The organism is Methylobacterium sp. 285MFTsu5.1 (assembly GCF_000383455.1).
Classification (GTDB): Bacteria; Pseudomonadota; Alphaproteobacteria; order Rhizobiales; family Beijerinckiaceae; genus Methylobacterium.
The window spans coordinates 125,922-151,588 of the sequence record NZ_KB911274.1; the positions used below are offsets into that span (position 1 = coordinate 125,922).

Genomic DNA, 25,667 nt, shown 5'->3' on the forward strand with positions numbered 1-25,667 from the left:
TCCGGCCATCTCGGACCCATGAAACGGCGCAGCCTGCTCACGGTCGCGAGTGCGGCCACGGTCATGACGCTCGGCGGCGTCGGCTACGCCGCGCACCGGCGCGGCCGGAACCCGTACTACCGCGGCCCGACCTCCGACCATTTCGACGGGTTGCGGTTCTTCCTGCCCGGTCAGTCCACCGACAAGGCGCTCCCCGACGTGCTGCGCTGGCAGGCCAAGCGGCAGCGCGAGCCCTGGCCCAAGAGCTTCCCCAGCCCCTACCCGGCCGACCGGCCGCCCGAGCGCGTCGAGGGCCTGCGGGTCGTGCTGATCGGCCACGCGAGCTACCTCGTGCAGGTCGCCGGCCGGAACATCCTGATCGACCCGGTCTTCGCCAAGCGCGCGAGCCCGGTCCGCTTCGCCGGGCCGAAGCGCGTCAACCCGCCGGGCATCGCCTTCGCCGACCTGCCGCCGATCGACGCGATCCTGGTCACCCACAACCACTACGACCATCTCGACGGGCCGAGCCTCGCCCGGCTCTGGCAGGCGCACCAGCCGCTGATCGTAGCGCCGCTGGGCAACGACACGATCCTGCGCGGCTACGACGACACGATGCATGTCGAGACCCGCGACTGGGGACAGTCGGTCGATCTCGGCGACGGGCTGCAGGTCCATCTGACGCCCGCGAACCACTGGTCGGCCCGGGGCGTCAACGACCGGCGCATGGCGCTGTGGTGCGCCTTCGTGATCACCTCGCCCCGCGGCGTGCACTACCATGTCGGCGACACCGGTTTCGGCGACGGCGCCCTCTTCTCCGACGTGCGGGCGCGGTTCGGGCCGCCGCGCCTCGCGACGCTGCCGATCGGCGCCTACGAGCCGCGCTGGTTCATGCAGGCGCAGCACGTCGACCCGGCCGAGGCGGTGAAGGTCTTCGGCCTGCTCGGCGCCGAGCAGGCGCTGGGCCACCACTGGGGCACGTTCCAGCTCACCGACGAGGGCGTCGAGCGCCCCGCCGAGGCGCTGGCGGCGGCCCTCGGCGGGGCCGGCATCCCGGCCGAGCGCTTCGTCGCCCTGAGGCCCGGCCAGGTCTGGGAGGCCTGACCCCCGGGCTATCCGGGGAACGCCGGCGGCCATTGGGCACGATGCGTGCATCATTCTGTATGCAGCATGGGGTGGAGGCCCGGGCCGCGCCGCCGCGGGCCCGAGGGCAGGTGCCGTTCCGTGCGGCGCCCGCGCCTTCAGCCGAGAGACACGATGAACCCGATCAAGCCGACACGCCGATCCCTGATGGCCGGGGGCGTCGCCCTGGCGGCGCTGGGGGCGGCGGGCCGCGCCGGCGCGCAGGGCGCGGCCCCCGGCACCCTGACCTACGGCATCTCCATGACCGACCTGCCGCTCACGACCGGCCAGCCGGACCGGGGCGCGGGCGGCTACCAGTTCACCGGACTGACCCTCTACGATCCCCTGGTCGCCTGGGAACTCGACGTCGCCGACCGGCCGGGCAAGATGGTGCCCGGCCTCGCCACCGCCTGGGAGGCCGACCCGGCCGACCCCAAGGTCTGGACCTTCCACCTGCGGGAGGGCGTGGCCTTCCACGACGGGTCGGCCTTCGATGCCGACGCGGTGATCTGGAACTTCGACAAGGTGCTGAACAAGGAGGCGCCGCATTTCGACCAGCGGCAGGCGTCCCAGGTCCGCCCGCGCCTGCCCGGCGTCGCGAGCTACCGGAAGGTCGACGCCAAGACCGTCCAGGTCGTTACCAAGACGCCCGACAGCCTGTTCCCCTACCAGATGCTCTGGTTCCTGATCTCGTCGCCGGCGCAGTACGAGAAGGTCGGGAAGGACTGGGCGAAGTTCGCCTTCGAGCCCTCGGGGACCGGGCCGTTCCGGATGGGGCAGCTGGTGCCGCGGGTGCGCCTCGAGCTGCTGCCGAACATCGGCTACTGGAACCCGAAGCGGGTCCCGAAGCTCGCGAAGCTGACCCTCGCCTGCGTGCCCGAGGACCTCGCCCGGGTGAACGCGCTCCTGTCCGGCAGCGTCGACCTGATCGAGACGCCCGCGCCCGACGCGGTGCCGCGCCTGAAGGCCGCCGGCATGCGGGTCGTGGGCAACGAGACGCCCCATGTCTGGAACTACCACCTGTCGATCGTGGAGGGCTCGCCCTGGCGCGACCTGCGCCTGCGCAAGGCCGCCAACCTCGCCATCGACCGCGCGGGCGTCGTCGAGCTGATGGGCGGCCTCGCCCAGCCCGCCGTCGGTCAGGTCCAGGAATCGAGCCCGTGGTTCGGCAAGCCGGGCTTCAAGATCCGGACCGACGTCGAGGCGGCGCGCAAGCTCGTCGAGGAGGCCGGCTACTCGGTGAAGAACCCCGTGAAGGCCACGGTCCTGATCCCGACCGGCGGCACCGGGCAGATGCTGTCGCTCCCGATCAACGAGTTCGTCCAGCAGAGCTGGGCCGAGATCGGCATCCAGGTGGCGTTCAAGACCGTGGAGCTGGAGGTGGCCTACACGGCGTGGCGCCAGGGCGCCGCGGATCCGAGCCTCAAGGGCGTCAGCGCCGGCAACATCGCCTACGTCACCTCCGACCCGTTCTACGCGATCCTGCGCTTCTACGATTCGCGGCAGATCGCGCCGAACGGCGTGAACTGGAGCCACTACCGCAACCCCGAGGTCGACGCCCTCTGCGACAAGGTGAAGGCGAGCCTCGACGTGGCCGAGCAGAACCGGCTGCTCGCGCGCATCCACGAAATCGTCGTCGACGATGCCGTGCAGGTCTGGGTCGTTCACGACACCAATCCGCACGCATTGTCGTCGCGGGTGAAGAACTACGTCCAGGCGCAGCACTGGTTTCAGGACCTGGCGACGCTGGCCTGATCAGCCCGGATCTGTGTCGGCTCCGGGAAGAACGGGAGAACATCGGGAACGATCGGCGCGAGGACGGGTTGGACTCCGAACGCACGAAGGAGAGTCCCATGAAGACCCTGCTTGCCGGCGCCGTCCTGGCCGCCTCCCTGACGAGCGTCGTCCCCGCTGCGGCGCAGCGAATCGATATCGGTCCCGACGGGCCGAGCGTCGACCTGCGCTCCAGCGCCCAGCGGGATCGCGACTTCCGCCGCGAAGAGTATCGGCGCGACCGCGCCTATGACGAGGATCGTCTCTACCGACGCCAGCGGTTCGACGACGACCGCCCGGTGACGCGGCGCGGCTACGGATACTGAATCACCGCGCGAATCGCCTGCCGGCGATTGTGCGCTCTCTTCGGGGGTCGGCTCGCGCCGGCCCCTTTTTCTATGCCGCGTCTCCGAAGCGCGGCCCGGGACAGCACGCAACCCACAGGGTCGAATTTCGCACTTGCGGCACGGTGAGTCGGAGATTAGGAAGATCGAGCATCAAATTTCGGGAGCATCTGGCAATGACCTCACGTTTCATCAGTGGCTTCGCGGCGGTCACCCTCGCGGTGTGCGGCCTCTCCGCTCCGGCCGCTTTCGCCAAGCCGATGAGCGGAACGAGCGCCGTCAAGATGATCGACACCGACAACGACGGCACCGTCGACATGAAGGAAGTGGAGGCGGTGGCCTCGGCGACCTTCGACCGTCTCGAGAAGGACGCCGACGGCACCCTCGACGCCAAGGAGCTGAAGGGCCGCCTGAGCGCCTCCGGCGTGAAGCAGGCCGATCCGGACAGCGACGGCACGCTCGACAAGAAGGAGTACCTCGCGGCCGTCGGCGAGCGCTTCAAGCTGGCCGACCCGGACAACGACGGCACCCTCGACGCCAAGGAGCTGAACTCCAAGGCCGGCAAGGCTCTCCTGGCCCTCATCAAGTAAAACCGTCCGCGCGCTCCTGATGGAGCGTGGATGAGCGAGGCCTCCGCGGCGCTGACCGCGGGGGCCTTGCTGCGTTCATGGCGACCCTGAACCTTCGCCCGGACGCGCCGATCCATGGGGCCTGCACGTAAAAGTTGTGGATCGCGGCGATTGTTCTGCGGGCTCCGGCCGCTCCCGCGCCGGCGGAACATCCGACACCCCGTCCGACACCCCGTCCGACACTCAGTACGACACCCAGTCCGGCCGCCGCCGCGGCTGCGACGCTCGACCGCTCGCCGGGCGCGATCGGAGGGAGTTGACGGTCCGCAACCTGTAGGTGCACCCTCGAGGTGGTTGAGGGATCAAGACGATGCGGAACGGCTCACCAGAGGACGACGGCAACGCGAGACGCCGCGCGAGACCGGTCGCGCTGACCGAGGGACCGCACGGCGCGGCGGCGGCGGACGGACGCGACCGGATTGCCGAGAGCCGGCCGGAGCGCGCGGACGCGGAGCCGACGGCAACGCTCGGCGATCTCGGCGACGCCCTGCTCGCGGCCTATCGGCTGGCCGAGCAGGACGGCGACGCGCTGACCGTGTCGCTGCTCGGGCAGGCGCTGCTGCGGACCGGGCGGCGCTTGGCGCGCGGGATGTCGCCCGCCGATGTCGGGATCGCCTGCCACTGAAGCGGCGCGCGGTCCCGGACGCTCGGGCGACTGACGGGACGGCGCCGCCGCGGCCCGCCTACGCGCCCGGCGCGGCGCGGTCGAGGAAGGCGCGCAGGTAGCCGCCGACCGCCTCGGCGCGCTCGACGGCGAGCAGGTGCGCCGCCCGGGGCAGCACGACGAGTTCGGCCTGGGCGATGCCGCCGCAGATCTCCTCGGCCATGGCCGGGGGCGTCGAGGGATCGTCGCGGCCGGCGATCACCAGGGTCGGCGCGGTGATGGCTCCGAGCGCCGGACGGAGATCCATGCGCCCGATCGCCCCGCAGCACACCGCGTAGCCGGCCGGATCGCAGGCCAGGAATCGCTCGCGGACAGCCCGCACCGTCTCGGGGGCGCGCTCCGCGAAACCCGGCGTGAACCAGCGCCCCAGCGTCGCCTCGACCACGGCCGCCGTCCCCTGGGCGCGCACGGTCGCGGCGCGCTCGTCCCAGCTCTGCAGGCTCGGCAGGAAGGCCGCCGTCGCCATCAGGGTGGCGCTGAGCGCGCGTCCGGGATCGGCGCTCGCCAGCGCCTGCACGGTCATCCCGCCGAGCGAGAGGCCGACGAGATGGGCGCGTCCGATGCTGAGGGCGTCCAGAAGGCCCGCGAGATCGCCGGCCAGATCCGCGATCGCGACCGGCCGGTCGCGCGTCTCCGACCCGCCGTGGCCGCGCGTGTCGTAGCGCAGCGTCCGGTAACGCCCCGTCAGCGCGGGCACCAGCGCGTCCCACATCTCCAGGGTCGCCCCCAGCGAGTTCGAGAAAGCGACGACCGGGGCGTCCTCCGGGCCCGCGAGGTGGTAGCGGAGGCCGAGTCCTCCGACGGTGATCTGCGGCATGCGGCTCTCTCCGGTTCGGGCTCTCGAGGATGTCAGGCCGCCGGGCGGCGGGGCGGAGCTGGCGGGCAACGCGGCCTCCCGGACGGATCTCAGGCGCGACCGAGGGGAATCAGGCCCCAGCCGCGCTCGTGGAGGTAGTACAGCACGGTCTTGGTCACGGTCTCGGTCGAGGCGATCGAGCCGGCGACCAGCACGCTGCCGGTGAACAGGTAGGACAGCAGCAGTGTGTCGAGGCTCCCGACGACGCGCCAGCTCACGGCCTTGGCGATCGAGCGGAGGCGGCTCTCCCCGGCCGGGGGCGCGCGCGTCCGTGCGGGCTCGGGTGCGCGGGCATCGCGGGTTGGGACGTCGTCGGCGGGCATGCGGGCTCCCTGCGGTCGATCCGAAACGCGCGCGGTGGCGCGGTCCATTATGGGGCGGCGCACCGGATGCTGCCCCGCCGGATCGCCCGGCGCGCGGATGACGATGCCGCGAGCCCCGCGCTCCGGAGGAGCGTCTTCAACATGGGTCAATGCGCCGGCGGCCGAAACGCTCGACAAGAGTGGTGCGAGCACAGCGGAGACCGGGGATGCACGAGCCTGCGATGGGCGACGCCGCGATCCAACCGGCGGAGTTCTGGGACACGGTCGGCGGCCTCGTGACCGCCAAGGTCGAGCCGGTGATCGGCCGAGCCGACAAGCAGCGTGGTCCCCTCATCGACTACCTGCGCGACCTGGAGGCCCTGGCGCGGCGCCAGTGCTCCAGCCGCGAGACGGTCCAGATCATCGCCTCGGGCCGGCGGCTCCTCGGAGACCGGAGCGAGATCGGGCCGTCGGACGGACCGTTCACCCGCGCCTGAGCCGGGCACCCGGCGGAGCCGCCCGCGCCATCCGCGACCGGACCAGATAGATCGCGGCCGCGACCGCCCAGGCCGCGCAGGTCGGCGCCACCCACTGCTGCAGATTCGGCAGGGACCAGCCGTACAGGAACTCGGCGCCGAGATGCGCCTGAACGGCGTCCCAGCCCGCGTGTTTGAGGACGTGTTCCCGCTGCCCGGCCTCGCGGCCGTAATAGTAGGTCGAGACCACGAGCGCCGCGACGCCTTCCGGTCGGGGACTGCGCAGCAGGATCAGAACGGCCGCCATTCCGGCGGTCTCGGGGATCGCCGTCAGGGCGTGGCTCATCGCCGGGTTCGCGACCATGAAGGCGACGAGCGTTGCGAGCATGGGCGGCGCTTACACCAATCCCGGCGCGGCGTCAGCGGCACTCCGGACCCGCGCCTGCATCCCCGCGGGCGCCGCGCGGTTGACGGTGCGGGACCGGAACAACGGAGCCGCGCATGAGCGACACCTACGACCTCGGCCGCTTCGTCGCCGCGCAGGAGGGCGTCTACGGGCGCGCCCTGGCGGAGTTGCAGGCCGGCGACAAGCGCAGCCACTGGATGTGGTTCATCTTCCCGCAGATCGCCGGGCTCGGCGCGAGCCCGATGGCGCAGCGCTACGCCATCGGGTCTCTCGCGGAGGCGCAGGCCTACGCGGCGCACCCGGTGCTCGGCGCGCGCCTGCGCGCCTGCACGGCGGCCGTCAACGCCGTCGCCGGGCGCTCGGCCCACGCGATCTTCGGCTCGCCCGACGATCTGAAGTTCCGCTCCAGCATGACGCTGTTCGCCCGCGCCGTGCCGGGCGAGCCGGTCTTCGCCGACGCGCTGGCGCGCTACTTCGACGGCGTCCCCGACCCGCGGACGCTGGCGAAGCTCGGGGCAGGCTAGCGCCTCACCGGCCCCACAGCCCGACCCGCTCGGCGCGCGCCTGCTCCTCCGCGCCCAGGAGGTCCGGCGGGGCGTCCTCGGAGGCGCGGGCGCCGCCCGCGGCCAGGATCAGCCCGGCGAGGTCGTCGCCCTCGATGCGGCAGCGGGCCGTGGCCCCGTCGGACAGGCCGGTGCAGACCACCTCGCGGCGGCGCAGGTAGCTGGCGAGCTGGCGGGCGAGATGGCCGCGCTCGCCGACCACGCCGAGGAGGCGCACGACCCGCCCGCGCAGGTTGAGGGTGCCGGTATCGATCACCTCCGGCACGCCGCGGACCTCGCCGGCCACGACGGGTTCGGCCGCGGGCGCGGCGGCGGCCCGGGCCGGCTCGGCCCGCTCCGCCGAGAGGCGGGCCTTGCCCTTCGCGAGCTTCTCGGCGGCCCGCTGGACGAAGTCGTGGAAGATCCCGGCCGGCATCTCGCCGCCGAACATGCGGTTCATCGGGCTGTCGTCGTCGTTGCCGACCCAGATCCCGACCACGAGGTCGGGGGTCATGCCGACGAACCACGCGTCGCGGAAATCCTGGCTCGTGCCGGTCTTGCCGCCGATGATCTGGCCGGGCACCCGCGCGGCGCGGCCGGTGCCGGATTCCACCACCGCCTGCAGCGAGTCGAGCATCATGGTGCGCGGCTCCTGCGCCAGCATCGGGCCCGGGGCCGCGTCGGCGCGGACGTAGAGCGGCTGCGGCGCGGCCCCGCGGATCGCCTGGATGCCGTAGGACTGGAGCGGGGTGCGCCCGGACAGGACCGAGCCGTAGGCGCGGGTCATCTCCAGGAGGCTCACGGCGCCCGAGCCGAGGACGAGGCTCGGCACGTTGGGCAGGTCCGACTGGATCCCGAGCTTGCGGGCGGTGGCGATCACCGCCGGGATGCCGACATCCTGCCCGAGCTGGGCCGCCACGGTGTTGATCGACAGCGCGAAGGCGGTCCGCAGGGGCACGGGCCCCCGGTAGCGGCCGTCGTCGTTCTCGGGCTGCCAGTCGCCGATCTGGACCGGGCGGTCGACCATCACGGATTCCGGCGTGTAGCCCTTCTCGTAGGCCGTCAGGTAGGCGAGGAGCTTGAACAGGGAGCCGGGCTGGCGCTTGGCCTGGACGGCGCGGTTGAACTGGCTGTCCTCGTAGTCGCGGCCGCCGACCATGGCGAGGATCGCGCCCTCCTTCGACAGCACCACCATGGCGGCCTGGCCGACCTTGCGGCGGGCGCCGTCCTTGTCGAGGCGGCGGGCCACGACGCCCTCGGCGAGGCTCTGCAGGTCGAGGTTGAGGGTCGAGCGCACCGTCATGTCGCCGTCGGTGCCGGCGAGGCGCTTCACGTCGCCCGCGATCATGTCGAGGAAGTAGTTGGTGCCGGGCGGCGCCTCGGGGGGCGATTTCAGGGTCACGCTCTGCTTGCGCGCGGCGTCGGCCTCGGCCTGCGAGATCGCGCCGGTCTCGACCATGGCCTGGAGCACCACGTCGGCGCGCTCCTTGGCGCCCCCGAGGTTGCGGGTCGGGGCGAGCTGCGATGGCGCCCGCACCAGACCGGCCAGCATCGCCGATTCCGGCAGGTTCAGCGCCTTGGCGGGCTTGCCGAAGTAGCGCCGCGCCGCCGCGTCCGCCCCGTAGGCGCCGGCGCCGAAATACGCGGAGTCGAGGTAGCCGAGCAGGATCGCGTCCTTGCTCATGGTCGACTCGACCCGCAGCGCCAGGAAGGCTTCCTGCACCTTCCGCCAGAGCGTCTTCTCCTGGTTGAGGGAGGTCAGGCGGACATATTGCTGGGTGATGGTCGAGCCGCCCTCGCGCACGCCGCCGCCGCGGAGATTGCGCCACGCCGCCCGGGCGAGGCCGCGCAGGTCGATGCCCCAGTGGCTGTAGAAGCGGCGGTCCTCGATCGCTACGATCGCCTGGGCGAGGTGCGGCGGCAGGTCGGCCGCGGTGAGCTTCTGGCCGCGGAAGCTGCCGCGGGTGGCGAAGACCCGGCCGTCGTCGGCCTCGACGGTGATCGCCCGCTGGCCGGTCTCGACCACGGCGCCGCCCAGCCGCGGCAGGCTCACGAAGGCCGCGAACAGGTAGATCGCCAGCGCCAGGGCCGGCAGCAGGACCACCAGGGCGGCGGCGAGCAGGGCCGGGTGCCGGCGGCCGAGGATCGGCCGGGAACGCCGGTTCAGGGCGCGCGCGTCCGTCTCCTCGACGGCGGGCGGGCGCTCCGCCGGTGCCCGTCGCGCCCGCGCCGCGCGCTCCGCCGCGCGCGCCGACAGGGCCCGGCCGGTCCGCGCGAGGCCGAGCCCGGCCGCGGCAAGGAGGGTCCGGAGATGGCGCGCGAGGTCGCGCGCGGCCCGCCCGGCCTCCCGGGCGGCGAGCCGCGGGTCCGGGGCGTCGGCGGCAGGGTCCGGCTTCGGCGGTTTCGGCCCGTCGGCCGGGGCGCGTTCCGGCGCGTCGGGCGTCATCGTGGTGCGTGTTCCGGGACCGGCCGATCCGGCCGACCGAGCCTTCTAAGCCGCATCCGTCGCGGTGTCCCGCAGCCGTTGGGTCGCGGGACGGGCGGCGCGTCGATCGCGCCGCCACCGTGTGGATCGGGCCACGGGGCACGATCCGGTCCCGGCCGGCTCACCGGCCGAGCGGCGCTCCCGGACCGACGGCGCCGTGCTGGGCGCGCAGCTTGAAGGCCAGGATCAGCAGGAGGATGCCGAAGGCGAAGGTGTAGGAGCCGATCCACCACGTCAGCACCAGGGCCGACATGCCCGGGTTGATGAGCAGCGCGAGGCCGAACAGGATCGACACCACGCCGCCGAGGCCCAGCCACCAGCGCCCGTAATGGAGGTGCAGGCGGAAGGCGGCGGCGATCATCAGGCCGCCGGTGACCAGCGCCCACGCGGCGAGCAGCAGCACGAATGCCCAGACGGCCGCAGCCGGCACCAGCACCGCAGCGACGCCCACCACGATGTCGACGAGGCCCTCGACCAGCATGAAGCCCCAGCGCTCGTGGCGCTGCGCGGCCCGGACCGCGCCGACGACGGCGACGACGCCGTCGACGAGCATGTAGGCGGCGAAGAACAGGACCAGGGACAGCACGAAGGCGCCCGGCGCGATGAACGCGATCGCCCCGAACAGGACCGCGATGACGCCGCGCAGGGCGACGAGCCACCAGTTCCGCGCCAGGGCCGCACTCATGGCGTCGAGGCGCGCCGCGCCGACGAGCGGGATGCCGGTGGGGGTGGTCGCGGGGCCGGAACCGGGGCGGTTCGGCGTCGGGGATGGGCTGCTGGTCATGGCGAACTCCTGGGCCTTGAGGCCGGGAACGGCAAAGGTTCCGGGCGCAGAACGCCGCAGTGCGGCATGCGTTCCTAGGCGGGCTGATCCGCGCGTGGAACCTTGGGCCTGCGGCCGGCTTTTGCTGCCTGAGGCGGGCGATGCGACAAGCCCGGTCACCCCCGGGTGGCCGGCCCATCGGGCGACGACTTTCCATGTTCGACGATCAGCGGCACCTCTCCGAGGACGAGGCGCGCCCGCGGCCGGCCGACGGCCGGGCCGTCGCGCGCGAGCGCGACGTGCTCGATCTCAACCGCGCCGCGCCGGCCGCGGACCTCGAGACCGACCGCGAGACCGCGCGCAAGCCCGGCGCGGACGAGGCCGACGGCGCGCCCGAGGCGCAGGACGGGCAGGCCGGCGACGACGCGGCGGATTCCGACGACGACGGGGACGAGGCGCGGCGCCCGAGCGTCCTGCGGCGCCACCCGCTCGCGTTCCTGCTCGGCGGGCTCGCGGTCGTCGCGCTCTGCGTCGGCGTGTTCTTCTACTGGCTGCTCTACATGCACCCCTACGAGAGCACCGACGACGCCTTCGTCGACGCGCGCAGCATCTCGATCCAGCCGAAGGTCGGCGGCTACCTCGTGGACGTGCCGGTCACCGACAACCAGCACGTCGAGGCCGGCCAGATCCTCTTCCAGGTCTTCCAGCGCGACTACGACATCGCCCTCGACCAGGCGAAGGCGCAGGTCGCCGCCGACGAGGCCGGCATCAAGAACATCGACGCGCAGATCCAGGCGCAGTACGCCAACATCGAAGTGTCCAAGGCGCAGGTCGCCACCGCCGAGGCGGCGCTGAAGTTCGCCCAGGAGGACGCGGCCCGCTACAAGGACCTCGCCGAGCGCGGCTCCGGCTCGGTCCAGCAGTCGCAGTCGGCGACCTCGACGCTGCAGCAGCGGCAGGCGGCGGTCCAGAGCGCCAATGCCAGCGTGGTCGCCGCGCAGAAGCAGGTCGGCTCGCTCCAGGCTCAGAAGGCCTCGACCCAGGCGCAGCTCGGCCGCGACCGGGCGCAGGTCGAGCAGGCCGAGCTGAACCTCGGCTACACGACGGTCCGCGCCGTGCAGGCCGGCCGCGTCGTGCGGCTCACCGGCGGCGTCGGCCAGCTCGCCCAGGCCGGCCAGACCCTGGCGATGTTCGTGCCCGACGACATCTGGGTGACGGCGAACTTCAAGGAGACGCAGATCACCGACATGCGGCCGGGCCAGCCGGTCGACATCGAGATCGACGCGTATCCCGGCCGCAAGATCCAGGGCACGGTGGCCTCGGTGCAGCCGGGCTCGGGCACGGCCTTCAGCCTGCTGCCGGCGCAGAACGCCACCGGCAACTACGTGAAGGTGACCCAGCGCATCCCGGTCAAGATCGTGGTCAAGACCTGGCCGACGGACGTGTCGATCGGCCCGGGCATGTCGATCGTCCCGACCGTCACGGTGCGGTGAGCGCGGTGGCCGGCCGGGGGAGCGCGGCCGCGCCCGGGCGTAGGCCGGGTGCGGGCAAGGCGGCAGGCGGCAAGGCGGCAGGCGGCAGGGCCGCGTCCGGGAAGGCGCCGGGCGGCCACAATCCGTGGCTGATCGCCGGCGTGGTCGCGCTGGCGACGTTCATGGAGGTGCTCGACACCACCATCGCCAACGTGGCCCTGCGCTACATCTCGGGCGGCCTCGCGGTCGGCCCCGATGAGGCCGCCTGGGTGGTGACGAGCTATCTCGTCGCCAACGCGATCACCCTGACGGCGTCGAGCTTCCTGGCCAAGCGCTACGGCCGCAAGGCGTTCTTCATGTGGTCGGTGGCGCTGTTCACCGTCTCGTCGATCCTGTGCGGCTTCGCCTGGAGCCTGGAATCGCTGCTGCTGTTCCGGGTGATGCAGGGGCTCGGCGGCGGCGGCATGGCACCGCTCGCGCAGTCGATCCTGGCCGATTCCTTCCCGCCGGCGAAGCGCGGCCAGGCCTTCGCGCTCTACGGGGTCGCCATCGTGGTGGCACCGGTGATCGGCCCGACGCTGGGCGGCTGGCTCTCCGACAACGCCTCCTGGCACTGGTGCTTCCTGATCAACGGGCCGGTGGGCGTGATCGCCCTCGGGCTGATGTACTGGCTGATCGAGGACAGCGACGCGGCCAAGAAGGAGCGCCGCGCCCTGGTGCGCAAGGGCATCCGCTTCGACATCGTCGGCTTCGTGCTGGTCGCCCTGTTCCTCGGCTCGCTGGAGGTGATCCTCGACGAGGGCCAGCGGAAGGACTGGTTCGGCACCTCGACGCTGATGAACGTGTCCGGCGTGCTGATGGTCGTCTCGTTCATCGCCATGATCCCGTGGCTGCTGACCCGCGAGAACCCGGCCGTCGATCTCCGCCTCATCGGCAACCGGCAGTTCGGCTCGTGCTTCCTGGTGATGATGTTCACCGGAGCGATCCTGATCGCGACCACGCAGTTCATCCCGCAGATCACGCAGGAATATTACGGCTACACCGCCACCCTGTCGGGCCTCGTCCTCGGCCCGGGCGGCATCGTCACGGTGGTGATGATGTTCCTCACCGGCCGGGTCTCGTCCTACGTCCAGCCGAAATGGCTGATCGCCATCGGCATGACCATCGTGGCGCTGGGCATGTACGACCTGACGCGGATCGACGGCAGCACGACCTTCGCGTTCTTCGCGTGGTCGCGGGTCTATATCGGTATCGGCCTGCCGATGGTGTTCCTGTCGATCACCTCGGCCTCGTACGAGGGGATCCGCAAGGACCAGACCGATCAGGCCTCGGCGCTGATCAACGTCGCGCGCAACGTCGGCGGCTCGATGGGCGTCTCGCTGGCGCAGAACATCCTGGCCTACCGGAGCCAGTTCCATCAGAGCCGCCTGGTGGAGAGCGTCAACCCGGCCGCGCCAGCCTACCAGGAGACCATGCGGCAGGCGACGCAGTACTTCTCCGAGCACGGCTACGCCGGCGTCGAGGCCCAGAACCAGGCGACGGCGTGGATCGGGAGCGTGCTCAGCACGCAGGTGGCCTACTGGGCCTATATCGACGTGTTCTGGGTGCTCGGCCTCGTCGCCGCCTGCGCGGTCCCGCTGGCCCTGAGCCTGAAAAGTGTCAAGCTCGGCGGCGGGGCGCCGGCCGGGGGGCACTGAGGGCGGTCGCGGCCGGGGCACTGCCCGGACGCCGGACGCCCCGCCTGCGCGACGGGCCGGCCGCCCCTAGCCCGGATCGTCGGCGGGCTTCTCGCCCGGCGCCGCGAACAGGTCCTCCGGCGCGGCCACGGTGACGCGGCGCTGCGCCACGTCGAGGACCGGCACGAAGGCCTTCGTGAAGGGCAGGAGCGCCGTGGCGCCGCCGTTCGGCGGTCGCAGTTCCAGGAGATCGCCGCCGCCGTAATTCGGCACGGCCACGATCGTCCCGATCAGGGTCCCGGCCTCGTCCACCGCCGCGGCGCCGATCAGGTCGGCGGCGTAGACCTCGTCGTCGTCCTCGGGCGCGGACAGACGGTCGCGGGGAACGTACAGCGCCACGCGGTTGAGCGCCTCCGCGGCGCTGCGGCCCGAGACGCCCTTCACCCGGGCGATCAGCATGTCGGGCGACGGGCCGGGGGCGGGACGCACGTCGGCGAGCGTCAGCGTCCGGCCGTCGGCCGTCAGAAGGGTTCCGTAGCCGGCGATCGCCTGCGGATCGCCGGTGTAGGATTTGAGCCGGACCTCGCCGTTGAGGCCGTGCGCCCGCCCGAACTCGCCCAGCAGGACGAGGCTCGGATCGGGCGGCACGGGCAGCGGCGCCGGCCTGGGGGCCGGTGCCTTGGGCGAGGTCGCCGCGTCGGGCGCAATCTTGCCGATCGCCGAGCTCGTGCGGCCTCGGCGGCCGCCGTCGCGGGAGGTGGGACCTGCGGGGCGGCGCGCCATGACCGGTGCGCCTTACGCGGCGGCGTCCTCGGCGGGAGCGGCGGCCTTCTCGGCGCGCTTGGCGGCGCGCTCCTTGGCCTTCTCGCCCGGCTCGGCCTTCTGCGGGTTGTTGCGGGTCGGGCGCTTGGCGAGGCCGGCCTGGTCGAGGAAGCGCAGGACGCGGTCGGTCGGCTGCGCGCCCTTGGCGAGCCAGCTCTGGATCTTCTCGTTGTCGAGCACGATGCGGGCCGGATCGTCCTTGGCCTTCATCGGGTCGTAGGCGCCGACCTTGTCGATGAAGCGGCCGTCGCGCGGGGCGCGGGCGTCGGCGACGACGATGCGGTAGTAGGGGCGCTTCTTGGCGCCGCCGCGGGTGAGACGGATCTTGAGGGCCATGGTCTGACTACTTTCGCTGTTGCTCGATCTGGGACTCGTGGTCCGCCTTGATCGACTGGTGGTGCCGAATGACTTCCTTGACCACGAAGGCCAGAAACTTCTCGGCGAAGTCGGGGTCGAGCTTGGCCTCGACCGCGAGCTTGCGGAGCCGGGCGACCTGACGGGCCTCCCGGTCCGGATCGGAAGGGGGGATCCCCTTTCGGGCCTTGAGCTCGCCGACCCGCTGCGTGCAGCGGAAACGCTCGGCGAGGAGGTGGATCAGCGCCGCATCGAAATTGTCGATGCTGTCCCGCAGGCGCGCGAGTTCGGGATCGACGGCCTGGGCCGCGAGCACGCTCATTTCTTCTTCCCCGGCATGAACCCACCGAGACCCGGCAGCTTCGGACCGCCGAGGCCCGGAAGTCCGGGAAGCTTGGGCATCCCGCCCCCGCCCAGGCCCGGCGGCATCGGCGGCAGCTTGCCGCCGAACTGCTTCTCGAGCTGCGCGATCTGCTCCGGCGTCGGCTCCGGCATGCCGGGCGGGAGACCGGGCATTCCACCGCTCATCCCGCCGCCCAGGCCGAACATGGAGCCGAGCGCCTGCCCGATCCCGCGCTTGCCCTGGCCCATCGCCTTCATCATGTCGGCCATGGTCCGGTGCATCTTCAGGAGCTTGTTGATCTCCGAGACGTCGACCCCCGAGCCCGCCGCGATGCGCTTCTTGCGGCTGTTCTTGAGGAGGTCGGGGTTCTTCCGCTCCTGCGGGGTCATCGAAGAGATGATCGCCCGCTGGCGCTTGAACATCTTCTCGTCGAGGTTGGCGCCCTCGACCTGCTTCTTGATCTGGCCCATCCCGGGCAGCATGCCCATCAGGCCGCCGATGCCGCCCATCTTCTCCATCTGGGCGAGCTGCATGGACAAGTCTTCGAGGTCGAACTTGCCCTTGCGCATCTTCTCCGCGGTGCGGAGCGCCTGCTCGTGGTCGATGGTCTCGGCGGCCTTCTCGACGAGCGAGACGATGTCGCCCATGCCGAGGATGCGGTTGGCGACGCGGGCCGGGTGGAACTCCTCCAGCGCGTCGACCTTCTCGCCGACGCCGACGAGCTTGATCGGCTTGCCGGTGACGGCGCGCATCGACAGCGCCGCGCCGCCGCGGGAATCGCCGTCCATGCGGGTCAGCACGATGCCGGTGACGCCGAGCCGCTGGTCGAAGGCGCGGGCGGTGTTGACCGCGTCCTGGCCGGTGAGCGCGTCGGCGACGAGCAGCACCTCGTGGGGCCTTGTCGCGGCCTTCACCTCGGCGGCCTCGGCCATCAGGCCCTCGTCCACCGTGGTGCGGCCGGCGGTGTCGAGCATCACCACGTCGAAGCCGCCGAGGCGGGCCGCGTCCATGGCGCGCTTGGCGATCTGCACCGCCGACTGGCCGGCGATGATCGGCAGGCTCTCCACGCCGACCTGCTTGGCCAGCACCGCGAGCTGCTCCATGGCGGCCGGGCGGCGGGTGTCGAGCGAGGCGAGCAGGACCTTGCGCTTCTCGCGGTCGGAGAGGCGCCGGGCAATCTTGGCGGTGGTCGTGGTCTTGCCCGAGCCCTGCAGGCCGACCATCAGGATCGGCACCGGGGCGGGGGCGTTGAGATCGACGGTCTCGGCGTCGGTGCCGAGCATCGCCACGAGCTCGTCGTTGACGATCTTCACGACCATCTGGCCGGGCGTCACCGACTTGAGCACAACGGCGCCGACGGCCTTCTCCTTCACCCGGTCGGTGAAGCCGCGGACCACCTCGAGGGCGACGTCGGCCTCCAGCAGGGCGCGGCGCACCTCGCGCATGGCGGCGGTGACGTCGGCCTCGGTCAGGGCACCGCGACGGGTGAGCCCCGAGAGGATGCCGGAGAGGCGGTCGGACAGGCCTTCGAACATGTTCCTGACGCCCCGCCGTTACTGCTCGAGCCCGGCGCGCTCGACGCGGCGCGCCTGGAGGGCGGCCTCGAAGCCGCGCACAGCCTTGGCGAACTTGTCCCGGCAGTCCGGGTTGCAGAAGCCCACCACGGCGCCGTTGTAGAGCGTCAGCGAGTCCGCCGAGATCGGCTTGCCCGACCACGGGCAGGTCTCGTTGATCGCGTCCTCGATCTTCAACGCTTCTTGATCTCGCGTCATGCGGGTGCCTCGGCCGGCGGATCCCGTCCTCGCATATCGGCCAACGCCCATCGCGCCCGAGGGCGCGGACGCGCTGTCGGGCGTTGACCTCCGGCCTCGCGGGACCGGTCGGCTTGGCATCGGTCGATCTGCTACGGATCGGGAGGCCGGGGCGTAGCGGCAGCCGGCCGGAAAGTCAATTTTTCGGCCGGCCCGGCGCCGCGGCGGTGCCGAAACGGGCCGCCGATCGGTGTTAACTTTTACCGATCGTTAAGCATGTTGGGATTGTCTTCGGGCCATATTCGATCAGGACGCCCGCCGATGTCGGAACCCGCCCGCTCTCACTCGCCGACCGAGTCCGGCAGCTTTCCCGCGACCGGTCCGCTCCGCGACTGGCTGACGGCGATGAAGGCCCAGGCGCCGGCCGAGGCCCGCGGCGATGCCCGGCCCGAGGAGACCCTGCCCGAGGCGAAGCGGCCTCGCGGCGGGGAGACGGCGTGGTCGCCCCGCGTCGTCCCGGCCCCCGAGGCGCCGCGGGCCGCCGCCGAGGATCCCGACATCGCCGAGCTGATGGCCGAGAACCTGATGCTGAAGGCCAGGCTCCGCGTCGAGGCCGAGCGCCAGGACGAGCTGCAGACCATCCTGGCCGACGAGATCCGGACGCTCCGTGAGCATATCCGCGACGAGATCGGCTCCCTGGAGGATCTCCGGGCCGAGCAGGAGGACGTCCGCGTCGAGCGCGAGGAGTTCCGCGGCGAGCGGGAGCGCTTCCGGGCCGAGCGCGAGGAGCTGCGCGCCGAGCGCGACCGGGCGATCGCCGAGCGGGACGCCCTGCGGGCCGAGCGGCTGACCCTGGCCGGCGAGCGCGACGCCCTGCGCGAGGAGCGCGACCTGTGGCGCGCCCGGACCGAGGCGCTGGCCCAGCCGCTGTTCCAGTCCCAGCGGCGCTGAGCGGCGCTGAGCGGCGCTGAGCGGCGCCGACCGCATGTCCGGACCCTGAAACGCCGAAGGGCCACCCGAGAGGGTGGCCCTTCCATTGCCGAACCGTGTTGTCCGGCGGAACTGTCCCGAGATCGGGTCTCTGACGCGTCTTAGAGCGACGCGCCGGAGGCGACGGTCCAGGTCCGATGAGCCGAGACACACGGCTGATGACAATGAGACACTGGATCACCTCCTTTCGTTGGTTGCGGGTGAGGCGAAGGTAGGTGGCCGCGCCCGGCTTGTGAAGCCCCGCGCCTGCGCCCGTTTGTCCTCCCCGGCCCGGCGCTTCCCCGTCCCGGCGGCCGGGCGTATGACGGGCGCCCCGAGGTCTGCCCGAACCGCCTTGAACGCGCCCTTCGCCAACCCGCCGCGCCCCGCCGACGAGGCCGCGCTCGATCCCGACGCGATGCGCCAGCCGCTCGGCAACGCGTGGTACTGCGTCGGGCAGTCCCGGAGCCTCGGCAGGGTGGGCGGCCGGTCGGCCCTGCGGGCTGTGGCGCTGAACGGCGAGCAGATCGTCCTGGGCCGCGCCCCCGACGGCGCGCCCTTCGCGCTGCGCGACCGCTGCCCTCACCGCGGCATGGCCCTGTCGAAGGGCCGGTTCGACGGCGACACCCTGATGTGCCCGTTCCACGGCTGGCGCTTCGGCACCGACGGGCGCTGCCGCGACGTCCCGACCCTGTCGGAGCACGACGCCGCCGACTTCTCGCGCATCCAGGTGCAGCGCTTCCCCGTGCGGGAGAGCGCCGGCTTCCTCTGGGTCAACCCGCATCTCGGCCCGGCCGCCGGCGCGGTGCCGGAGGTGCCGGCGCTGGATTTCGAGCCCGCCGGATCCCTCGTGGTCGAGCTGGAGGTCGAGGCCTCCTTCGACTTGACGACGCTGAGCCTCGTCGATCCCGGGCACGTCGCCTTCGTCCACGATTCGTGGTGGTTCCGGCCCTCGAAGCAGCTCCGCGAGAAGGTGAAGACCTTCCAGCCGGTGCCGCACGGCTTCGTGATGACGAGCCACGCGACCACGACGAGCTCGCCGGTCTACCGCCTGCTCGGCGGCATCCCCGAGGTCGAGATCGAGTTCCGCCTGCCCGGCGTGCGGCTGGAGCGCATCCGCGCGGGGGAGAAGCGGGTGGCGAACTACACCTTCGCGACGCCGCTGACGCCGGACCGGACGCTGCTCACCAACGCCCTCTACTGGAGCATGCCGGCCCTGAACCTGCTCAAGCCGGTCGCGCGCCCGCTGATGCGGCAGTTCCTGACCCAGGACCAGCAGGTGCTCCAGCACGCGCAGGACGGGCTCGACCGCAAGCCCACCATGGTGCTGTTCGGCCAGGGCGACCTGCCCTCGCAATGGTATTTCCGGCTGAAGCGCGAGGCCCTGGAATCGGCCCGCGACGGGCGCCCGTTCGTCAACCCGCTGGAGCGCCGCGAGCTGCGCTGGCGCTCCTGAGGTGCCGCTACCGCGCCGTCGAGTCGTCGCGGCAGGGCCGGACCGTCTCCGGCCGCGGGCGCGCCTCCGGGGCGGGGGCCGCGAAGATTGCCAGGTAGGCCCCGTCCGCGAGCGGCCGGAAGCCGGTCTCCCGGTAGCCCGCGGCGGCGAGCTCGCAGCGCAGGAGCGCCGGCGGCGTGCCGTGCCGCGACGGGATCGCGTCGGCGTCGACGATCCCGACCCGGGCGCCCGGGCGCATCGCGGCGGCGAGGTTGTGGAGCAGGCCGAAGGGCTGGGTGATCTCGTGGTACATGTGGACGAGGATCGCCGCGTCCACCGAGGCCGGGGGCAGGCGCGGGTCGTGCGGCTCGCCGCGCACGACCGTGACGTTCCCGAGCGCCTTCACCCGCTTCTCTAAGGCCGCCAGGTAGGACGGCGTCACGTCCTCGGCGAGCACGCGGCCCCGCGGCCCGACCCGAGGGCTCAACCGCACCGCGTAGTAGCCGCTGCCGGCGCCGATATCCGCCACCGTCTCGCCGGGCGCGATGCCCATCCCCTCGGCCACCTGCTCGAACTCGCCCGCCCTGTCGCGCTCGGCCTCCGAGGACCAGCGCGGCGCGACGATCTCGGCCACGGGCCGGTCGGGCCTGGGGAAGGCGGCGGCGGGCGCGCCCAGGGGCGCCAGCGGCTCGGCGGCGCGGGCCGGGCCGGCCAGGGCGGCGGTGGCGGCAGCGGCCGCGAGGAGGGCGAGGGCGCAGATCATGGCCGACAACCCGCGGGGCGCGCCGACGGTGCCGGGCCCGTTGACCGTGCCGCACCCCGCGCGCCATCAAGCGCCATGACGCGCGCGGACACGCCCTGGCGGGCCACGATCCTCACCCTCTACCCGGAGATGTTCCCGGGCCCGCTGGGCGTGTCCCTGTCGGGCGACGCCCTGGCGCGGGGCGACTGGACCCTGGAGGCCCGCAACATCCGCGCGCACGGCCTCGGCCGCCACCGCTCGGTGGACGACACGCCGGCCGGCGGCGGGGCCGGGATGGTCCTGCGCTGCGACGTGCTCGGCGCCGCCATCGACGCCGCGACTTACGACGCCGCGACCGGGGCCGACGACCCGCGCCCGCGCCTGCTGATGTCGCCCCGCGGCCGGCCGCTCACCCAGGCCCGCGTGCGCGACCTCGCGGCGGGACCGGGCGCGCTGATCGTCTGCGGCCGCTTCGAGGGCGTCGACGAGCGCGTCATCGCCGGGCGCGGCCTGGAGGAGGTCTCGATCGGCGACTACGTGCTGTCCGGCGGCGAGATCGCCGCGCTGGTGGTTCTGGACGCCTGCGTGCGCCTGCTGCCCGGCGTGATGGGCAAGGTGGAATCCGGCGTCGAGGAGAGCTTCGAGGGCGGGCTCCTCGAGTACCCGCACTACACGCGCCCCCGCGACTGGGAGGGCCGCGCGATCCCGGACGTCCTCTCCGGCGGCAACCACGCCGCCATCGCCCGCTGGCGGCGGGCGGAGGCCGAGCGGATCACCGCCGAGCGGCGCCCGGACCTGCGCCCCGGGGGCAGCCCCGGTCAGGCCGGCTCGAGGTCGATCACCGGGCCGTCGCGGTCGTAATCCGGCGGGTCGAGCCGCAGCGGCTGCGGCACCAGCCGCGGTGTCCGGCTCGCCTGCAGGAGGCGGGGAATTAAGGCCCCAATAACCAAGAGTAGAACGGACCAGACCGCCAATATCGCGGCGCTGTGGAAAGTCATCGGCGCACCTCAAACGCTACGCGGCACCTCATTAAGGCTAACGGGCCGGGATTAATCGACTGTTCCCCGCCGCCCGGGGCCGTGTCCCGACCGGGGGCAGCGCCGCGAAGACTGCCGCCGGGACGGGCGCTTGCAAGCCGGCCGGTTTCGGCGCATGCGCGAGCCGGGACGCGCCTCCCCCGGGAGCGCGGCCCTCTGCAAGGATGGATCCGCCATGACCAGCCGCCCCACGCAGCGCCCGCGCGTGCCCCACTTCTCCTCCGGCCCCTGCGCCAAGCGCCCCGGCTGGACCCCGGCCGCCCTGGCCGACGCCGCCCTCGGCCGGTCGCACCGCTCCCCCCTCGGCAAGGCCAAGCTCGGCCGGGCGATCGACCTGACCCGCACGGTCCTGCAGGTGCCGTCCGACTACCGGATCGGCATCGTGCCGGCCTCCGACACCGGCGCCGTCGAGATGGCGATGTGGACGATGCTCGGGCCGAAGCCCGTCGCGGTCGCCGCCTGGGAGGCGTTCGGCAAGGAGTGGGTCACGGACGCGCTGAAGCAGCTCAAGATCGCGCCGCGCATTCACCAGACGCCCTACGGGATCCTGCCGGACCTCGCGGCGATCGACACGAAGAACAGCGACGTGGTCTTCACCTGGAACGGCACCGCGGCCGGCGTGAAGGTGCCGGACGGCGACTGGATCGCGGCCGACCGCGAGGGCCTGACGATCTGCGACGCGACCTCGGCGGCCTTCGCCCAACCCCTGCCCTGGGACAAGCTCGATGTCGTGACCTTCTCCTGGCAGAAGGTGATGGGCGGCGAGGCGGCGCACGGCATGCTGATCCTCTCGCCCCGCGCCGTGGCGCGACTGGAGAGCCACACACCGTCCTGGCCCCTGCCGAAGATCTTCCGCCTCACCAAGGACGGCAAGCTGATCGAGGGCATCTTCAAGGGCGACACGATCAACACGCCCTCGATGCTGGCCGTCGAGGACTACCTCGACACCCTGGACTGGGCCGAGCGGATCGGCGGCCTGAAGGCGCTGCACGCGCGGGCCGACGCCAACGCGAAGGTCGTCTACGACTGGGTCGCGCGCACGCCCTGGATCGCGCCGCTGGCCGCCGATCCCGCGACCTACTCGAACACGGGCGTCTGCCTCGTGATCGCCGATCCGGATGTGCTCGCCCGCGGCGACGCGGCGGTCTCGGCCTACGCGGCGGGGATCGTCGAGCGCCTCGACCGCGAGGGTGTCGCCCTCGACATCGGCGCCTATCGCGACGCGCCGGCGGGCCTGCGGATCTGGTGCGGCGCCACCGTGGAGACCTCGGATCTGGAAGCGCTGACGCCCTGGCTCGACTGGGCCTTCGCGGAGGAGAAGGCGGCGCTGACGCGGGCGGCGTGAATGCTTCGGGGTCGATGCCCGGTCGCCGCCCCGCATCGTCTTTGCGAGCGGAGCGAAGCAATCCAGGGCTTCGCTCCGATTCCGACCGCAGCGCTGCCCTGGGTCGCTTCGCTGCGCTCGCGATGACGGCCTGACGCGAAAAAACCCCGGTCCTCACGGAGCCGGGGTTTTCTCGTTCGGGGGACGCGGCCCCGCGGGGCCGCGCCCTCCGTCTCAGTAGTTGTAGGCGCGCTCGCCGTGATCGGCGATGTCGAGACCCTCGCGCTCCTCCTCCTGCGTGACGCGCAGGCCGATCGTCACGTCGACGAGCTTGTAGAGGATCGCCGAGCCGATGCCCGACCACAGGAGCGTCAGGCCGACCGCCTCGGCCTGGACGATGAGCTGGCTCATCATGTCGTAGGCACCGACCGCGAGCTCGCCCGGCTTCGAGGTGTAGTCGGGGATGCCGACGCCGCCGAGGTTCGGGTCGACCAGGATGCCGGTCGCCAGCGCGCCCAGGATGCCGCCGACGCAGTGGACGCCGAAGACGTCCAGCGAGTCGTCGTAGCCGAGCGCGTTCTTCACGGTCGAGCACATCACGAAGCAGACCACGCCGGCGACGAGGCCGAGCACGATCGAGCCCATGGGGCCGGCGAAGCCGGAGGCCGGGGTGACCGCGACGAGGCCGGCGACCGCGCCCGACAGCATGCCGAGCAGGGACGGCTTGCCCTTGAGGGCCCACTCGGCGAACAGCCACGCCACCGCGGCGCCGCAGGTCGCCACGAAGGTGTTGAGCATGGCGAGGGCGGCGGTGCCGTTGGACTCGAGGTTCGAGCCGGCGTTGAAGCCGAACCAGCCGACCCACAGCAGCGAGGCGCCGATCATCGTCATGGTCAGGGAGTGCGGGGCGAGCAGGTCGCGGCCGTAGCCGATGCGCTTGCCCATGATCAGGCAGCCGACGAAGCCGGCGATGCCCGCGTTGATGTGCACGACCGTGCCGCCCGCGAAGTCGAGGGCGCCCTTCTGGAAGAGGAAGCCGGCATCCTTGTTGACCGCGTCGAGGGCCGCCTGGGCGGTCGCCTTCGAGGCGTCGTCGGTGGCGGCGGCCAGCGCCTTCGCGGCGTTGCCGACGGCGTCCGGGCCGGCCCAGTACCAGACCATGTGGGCCATCGGGAAGTAGATGATCGTGACCCAGAGGATCGTGAACACCACCAGCGCGGAGAACTTCATCCGCTCGGCGAAGGCGCCGACGATCAGCGCGGGCGTGATCATGGCGAACGTCATCTGGAAGCACAGATAGGCGTATTCCGGGATCACGACGCCGTTCGAGAAGGTCGCGACCGTCGAGTTCGCGTCGACGCCCTTCAGGAAGGCCTTCGAGAGGCCGCCGACGAAGTCGTTGAGGCCGCCGCCGCTGGTGAAGGCGAGGCTGTAGCCGTAGAACACCCAGAGCAGGCCGACGATCGACACGATCGCGAACACCTGAGTCAGCACCGACAGCATGTTCTTGGTGCGCACGAGGCCGCCGTAGAACAGCGCGAGGCCCGGGATGCTCATCATCAGCACCAGGGCCGACGAGATCAGCATCCAGGCCGTGTCGCCCTTGTTGGGGATCGGCGAGGGCGGCGGCGAGGCGGCTTCGGGTGTCGGGGTCTGCGCGAGGGACGGCTCGATCAGGAGGGCGGCGATCGCCGCCCCTCCCAAGCCGAGCATGAGGGCATGACGAAGTTTCATGGGCACGTGGCTCCCGGTCTCAAGTCCGTAGTGTTTCAGGAGGTCTGGGGATCGGCGGGCCCGGGCGCACCGGGCCGCGGATCAGAGAGCGTCGGCGTCGGTCTCGCCGGTCCGGATGCGCACCGCCTTCTCCAGCGGCATCACGAAGATCTTGCCGTCGCCGATCTGGCCGGTCCGCGCGGCCCCCGCGATGGCGTCGATCACGCTGGACGTCAGGTCCGAGGCGACGGCGACCTCGATCTTCAGCTTCGGCAGGAAGCTGACGGCGTATTCCGCGCCGCGGTAGATCTCGGTGTGGCCCTTCTGGCGGCCATAACCCTTCACCTCCGTCACCGTCAGGCCGTGCACGCCGATTCCGGTGAGCGCGTCGCGCACCTCCTCGAGCTTGAACGGCTTGATGATGGCCATCACGATTTTCATGGGCGACGCCCCCTTCGAAGTCCTCGGGAACCGTTGCCGTCACCCGACCTGCGGGACGAGCCGACCCGGACCGTCCGCAGGCTCGGGATGACCCGCGGTCGAAGGCCGCTATTCAAGGACTATGCCAGACAAGCTTGGCCGGGAACATTTTCGCCGGTCGCCATTTTGCCCATCGATTAGCCCGACGCGGCCAGATCGCGGGCAGGTCGCGCCGCGACGCCGCACAAAGACGAGGCAATCTGCCCAATTCCGTGCATCTCGCCCCGTTGCGTGTCGGCAACATACGCGCGGGAACGCGTTTTAATCCCGCGTCGGGCGGATCAGACCCTCCTGGGCCACCGACGCCACGAGGTTGCCGGCCCGGTCGAAGATCTGGCCCCGGGCGAAGCCGCGGGCGCCGCCCGCGACCGGGCTGTCCTGGGCGTAGAGCAGCCAGTCGTCGATCTTCACGGGCCGATGGAACCAGAGCGCGTGGTCGAGGCTCGCGGCCTGGATCGTCGGGTCGAACACCGAGCGCGCGTGCGGGATCAGCGAGACGTCGAGCAGGGTCATGTCGGACGCGTAGGCGAGCACGGCCCGGTGCAGCGCCGGATCGTCCGGCAGCGCCGAGGCCGCGCGCAGCCAGACATTGAAGATCGGGTCCGGGGCCCGCCCGCCCGCGCCGGCGGGCAGGTAGCGGTTCAGGTCGACCGGCCGCAGCGCGATCGGCCGCTCGCGGCCGAAATAGGCGGCGATCGCCTCCGGCATCCCGGTGCCGCCGGCGGCCGCGAGGGCCTTGCCGTCGAGGAGCCCCTCGGGTCCGGGCACCGCCGGCATCGCCGGCTGGTGCGTCAGCCCCTCCTCGACGACCTGATAGGAGACCGTCGTGGCGAAGATCGCGCGCCCGTGCTGGATCGCCTTGACCCGGCGGGTCGTGAAGCTCCGCCCGTCCCGGATCCGCTCGACCTCGTAGACGATGGGCGTGCGCGGGTCGCCGGGCAGCATGAAGTAGGCGTGGAGGGAGTGGGCGGGACGGTCGTCCGGCACCGTCCGGGTCGCGGCGACCAGGGCCTGCGCCACCACCTGGCCGCCGAAGACGCGCCGCCAGCCCGTCCTGGGGTTCTGGCCGCGGAACAGGTCGACCTCCAGGCGCTCCAGGTCGAGGATGGCGATCAGCTCGGCGACGGCGTCCGTCATCGCGTCGGTGTTGGCGTCGGTCATGACCCGCGGGGTTTCCGTTCGTTGCCCGCGTGCGACATAGGCTTTTCGGA

Annotated in this window: 27 protein-coding genes; 13 read left to right on the forward strand and 14 right to left on the reverse strand. The window is 72.1% G+C overall.

The features are described from left to right. Positions 1-18 precede the first annotated feature (18 nt). The 5 genes from H288_RS0110755 (at position 19) to H288_RS0110775 (ending at position 4,469) form a co-directional block, all read left to right on the forward strand. Entirely contained in the window at positions 19-1,080 is a 1,062-nt protein-coding gene (locus H288_RS0110755) for an MBL fold metallo-hydrolase (RefSeq protein WP_020092592.1), read from the forward strand. Between the two features lie 153 nt (positions 1,081-1,233). Then, complete coding sequence (locus H288_RS0110760; RefSeq protein ID WP_020092593.1) at positions 1,234-2,853, forward strand: ABC transporter substrate-binding protein; 1,620 nt, start codon at positions 1,234-1,236, stop codon at positions 2,851-2,853. 98 nt (positions 2,854-2,951) lie between these two features. Next, a complete protein-coding gene (locus H288_RS0110765) occupies positions 2,952-3,197 on the forward strand; it encodes a hypothetical protein (protein WP_020092594.1) in 246 nt (81 codons plus the stop codon). Positions 3,198-3,391: 194 nt separating this feature from the next. Next, positions 3,392-3,805: a histidine kinase gene (locus H288_RS0110770; RefSeq protein WP_020092595.1), complete on the forward strand. Its 414-nt coding sequence runs from the start codon at positions 3,392-3,394 to the stop codon at positions 3,803-3,805. A gap of 349 nt (positions 3,806-4,154) precedes the next feature. Next, positions 4,155-4,469, forward strand: a complete 315-nt coding sequence (locus H288_RS0110775; RefSeq protein ID WP_020092596.1) for a hypothetical protein — start codon at positions 4,155-4,157, stop codon at positions 4,467-4,469. A 58-nt stretch (positions 4,470-4,527) separates the two neighbouring features. Here the strand turns inward: H288_RS0110775 and pcaD are convergent, their stop codons facing one another. Continuing rightward, a complete protein-coding gene (gene pcaD / locus H288_RS0110780; RefSeq protein ID WP_020092597.1) occupies positions 4,528-5,325 on the reverse strand; it encodes a 3-oxoadipate enol-lactonase in 798 nt (265 codons plus the stop codon). An 89-nt stretch (positions 5,326-5,414) separates the two neighbouring features. Beyond that, positions 5,415-5,687, reverse strand: a complete 273-nt coding sequence (locus H288_RS0110785) for a DUF2061 domain-containing protein (RefSeq protein ID WP_020092598.1) — start codon at positions 5,685-5,687, stop codon at positions 5,415-5,417. A gap of 206 nt (positions 5,688-5,893) precedes the next feature. On the opposite strand from H288_RS0110785, the gene H288_RS0110790 reads away from it, so the two are divergent. Continuing rightward, positions 5,894-6,163, forward strand: coding sequence for a hypothetical protein (locus H288_RS0110790; protein ID WP_026604840.1), 270 nt, complete (start codon positions 5,894-5,896; stop codon positions 6,161-6,163). Here the strand turns inward: H288_RS0110790 and H288_RS0110795 are convergent. Continuing rightward, positions 6,150-6,530 carry a hypothetical protein gene (locus H288_RS0110795; RefSeq protein ID WP_020092600.1) on the reverse strand — a complete coding sequence of 127 codons (381 nt, stop codon included), beginning with the start codon at positions 6,528-6,530 and terminating at the stop codon, positions 6,150-6,152. The genes H288_RS0110790 and H288_RS0110795 overlap by 14 nt on opposite strands. Before the next feature lie 113 nt (positions 6,531-6,643). On the opposite strand from H288_RS0110795, the gene H288_RS0110800 reads away from it, so the two are divergent. Beyond that, entirely contained in the window at positions 6,644-7,072 is a 429-nt protein-coding gene (locus H288_RS0110800) for a DUF1810 domain-containing protein (protein ID WP_020092601.1), read from the forward strand. A gap of 4 nt (positions 7,073-7,076) precedes the next feature. On the opposite strand, the gene H288_RS0110805 is transcribed toward H288_RS0110800, so the two are convergent. Both H288_RS0110805 and H288_RS0110810 read right to left on the reverse strand, forming a co-directional pair. Further along, positions 7,077-9,536, reverse strand: coding sequence for a PBP1A family penicillin-binding protein (locus tag H288_RS0110805; RefSeq protein ID WP_020092602.1), 2,460 nt, complete (start codon positions 9,534-9,536; stop codon positions 7,077-7,079). A 160-nt stretch (positions 9,537-9,696) separates the two neighbouring features. After that, positions 9,697-10,359, reverse strand: a complete 663-nt coding sequence (locus H288_RS0110810; protein ID WP_020092603.1) for a DUF308 domain-containing protein — start codon at positions 10,357-10,359, stop codon at positions 9,697-9,699. 194 nt (positions 10,360-10,553) lie between these two features. Here H288_RS0110810 and H288_RS0110815 point away from each other — a divergent pair, with 194 nt between their 5' ends. Further along, the gene (locus tag H288_RS0110815) at positions 10,554-11,831 is read left to right on the forward strand and encodes an HlyD family secretion protein (RefSeq protein ID WP_020092604.1); all 1,278 of its coding nucleotides are present in this window, start codon (positions 10,554-10,556) and stop codon (positions 11,829-11,831) included. Positions 11,832-11,836: 5 nt separating this feature from the next. After that, a complete protein-coding gene (locus H288_RS0110820; protein WP_103984984.1) occupies positions 11,837-13,507 on the forward strand; it encodes a DHA2 family efflux MFS transporter permease subunit in 1,671 nt (556 codons plus the stop codon). 66 nt (positions 13,508-13,573) lie between these two features. Here H288_RS0110820 and rimM read toward each other — a convergent pair whose 3' ends face one another. The 5 genes from rimM to H288_RS0110845 are packed head-to-tail and all read right to left on the reverse strand — an operon-like array spanning position 13,574 to position 16,777. Beyond that, positions 13,574-14,269, reverse strand: a complete 696-nt coding sequence (gene rimM / locus H288_RS0110825) for a ribosome maturation factor RimM (protein ID WP_020092606.1) — start codon at positions 14,267-14,269, stop codon at positions 13,574-13,576. A 12-nt stretch (positions 14,270-14,281) separates the two neighbouring features. Continuing rightward, positions 14,282-14,644: a 30S ribosomal protein S16 gene (gene rpsP / locus H288_RS0110830; RefSeq protein ID WP_020092607.1), complete on the reverse strand. Its 363-nt coding sequence runs from the start codon at positions 14,642-14,644 to the stop codon at positions 14,282-14,284. A 7-nt stretch (positions 14,645-14,651) separates the two neighbouring features. Next, on the reverse strand, positions 14,652-14,984 hold the full coding sequence (locus tag H288_RS0110835) for a chorismate mutase (protein WP_012320554.1): 333 nt from the start codon (positions 14,982-14,984) through the stop codon (positions 14,652-14,654). Then, complete coding sequence (ffh, locus tag H288_RS0110840; protein WP_020092608.1) at positions 14,981-16,540, reverse strand: signal recognition particle protein; 1,560 nt, start codon at positions 16,538-16,540, stop codon at positions 14,981-14,983. Before ffh ends, H288_RS0110835 begins: the two co-directional genes overlap by 4 nt. An 18-nt stretch (positions 16,541-16,558) precedes the next feature. Then, the gene (locus H288_RS0110845) at positions 16,559-16,777 is read right to left on the reverse strand and encodes a glutathione S-transferase (RefSeq protein WP_026604841.1); all 219 of its coding nucleotides are present in this window, start codon (positions 16,775-16,777) and stop codon (positions 16,559-16,561) included. Positions 16,778-17,077: 300 nt separating this feature from the next. Here H288_RS0110845 and H288_RS0110850 point away from each other — a divergent pair, with 300 nt between their 5' ends. Beyond that, on the forward strand, positions 17,078-17,707 hold the full coding sequence (locus H288_RS0110850; protein WP_020092610.1) for a hypothetical protein: 630 nt from the start codon (positions 17,078-17,080) through the stop codon (positions 17,705-17,707). A gap of 340 nt (positions 17,708-18,047) precedes the next feature. Next, entirely contained in the window at positions 18,048-19,181 is a 1,134-nt protein-coding gene (locus H288_RS0110855) for an aromatic ring-hydroxylating dioxygenase subunit alpha (protein WP_051123736.1), read from the forward strand. A 7-nt stretch (positions 19,182-19,188) separates the two neighbouring features. Here H288_RS0110855 and H288_RS0110860 read toward each other — a convergent pair whose 3' ends face one another. After that, complete coding sequence (locus H288_RS0110860) at positions 19,189-19,923, reverse strand: methyltransferase domain-containing protein (RefSeq protein WP_020092612.1); 735 nt, start codon at positions 19,921-19,923, stop codon at positions 19,189-19,191. A gap of 75 nt (positions 19,924-19,998) precedes the next feature. On the opposite strand from H288_RS0110860, the gene trmD reads away from it, so the two are divergent. Next, on the forward strand, positions 19,999-20,763 hold the full coding sequence (gene trmD, locus H288_RS0110865) for a tRNA (guanosine(37)-N1)-methyltransferase TrmD (RefSeq protein ID WP_020092613.1): 765 nt from the start codon (positions 19,999-20,001) through the stop codon (positions 20,761-20,763). Positions 20,764-21,114: 351 nt separating this feature from the next. Then, entirely contained in the window at positions 21,115-22,284 is a 1,170-nt protein-coding gene (locus H288_RS0110870; RefSeq protein WP_020092614.1) for a phosphoserine transaminase, read from the forward strand. A gap of 213 nt (positions 22,285-22,497) precedes the next feature. Here the strand turns inward: H288_RS0110870 and H288_RS0110875 are convergent, their stop codons facing one another. The 3 genes from H288_RS0110875 to tesB all read right to left on the reverse strand — a co-directional run bounded on the left by H288_RS0110875 (position 22,498) and on the right by tesB (position 25,617). Then, the gene (locus tag H288_RS0110875; RefSeq protein ID WP_026604842.1) at positions 22,498-23,997 is read right to left on the reverse strand and encodes an ammonium transporter; all 1,500 of its coding nucleotides are present in this window, start codon (positions 23,995-23,997) and stop codon (positions 22,498-22,500) included. An 81-nt stretch (positions 23,998-24,078) separates the two neighbouring features. After that, entirely contained in the window at positions 24,079-24,417 is a 339-nt protein-coding gene (locus tag H288_RS0110880) for a P-II family nitrogen regulator (RefSeq protein ID WP_010683623.1), read from the reverse strand. 300 nt (positions 24,418-24,717) lie between these two features. Beyond that, entirely contained in the window at positions 24,718-25,617 is a 900-nt protein-coding gene (gene tesB, locus H288_RS0110885; RefSeq protein ID WP_020092617.1) for an acyl-CoA thioesterase II, read from the reverse strand. Between the last annotated feature and the right edge of the window lie 50 nt (positions 25,618-25,667).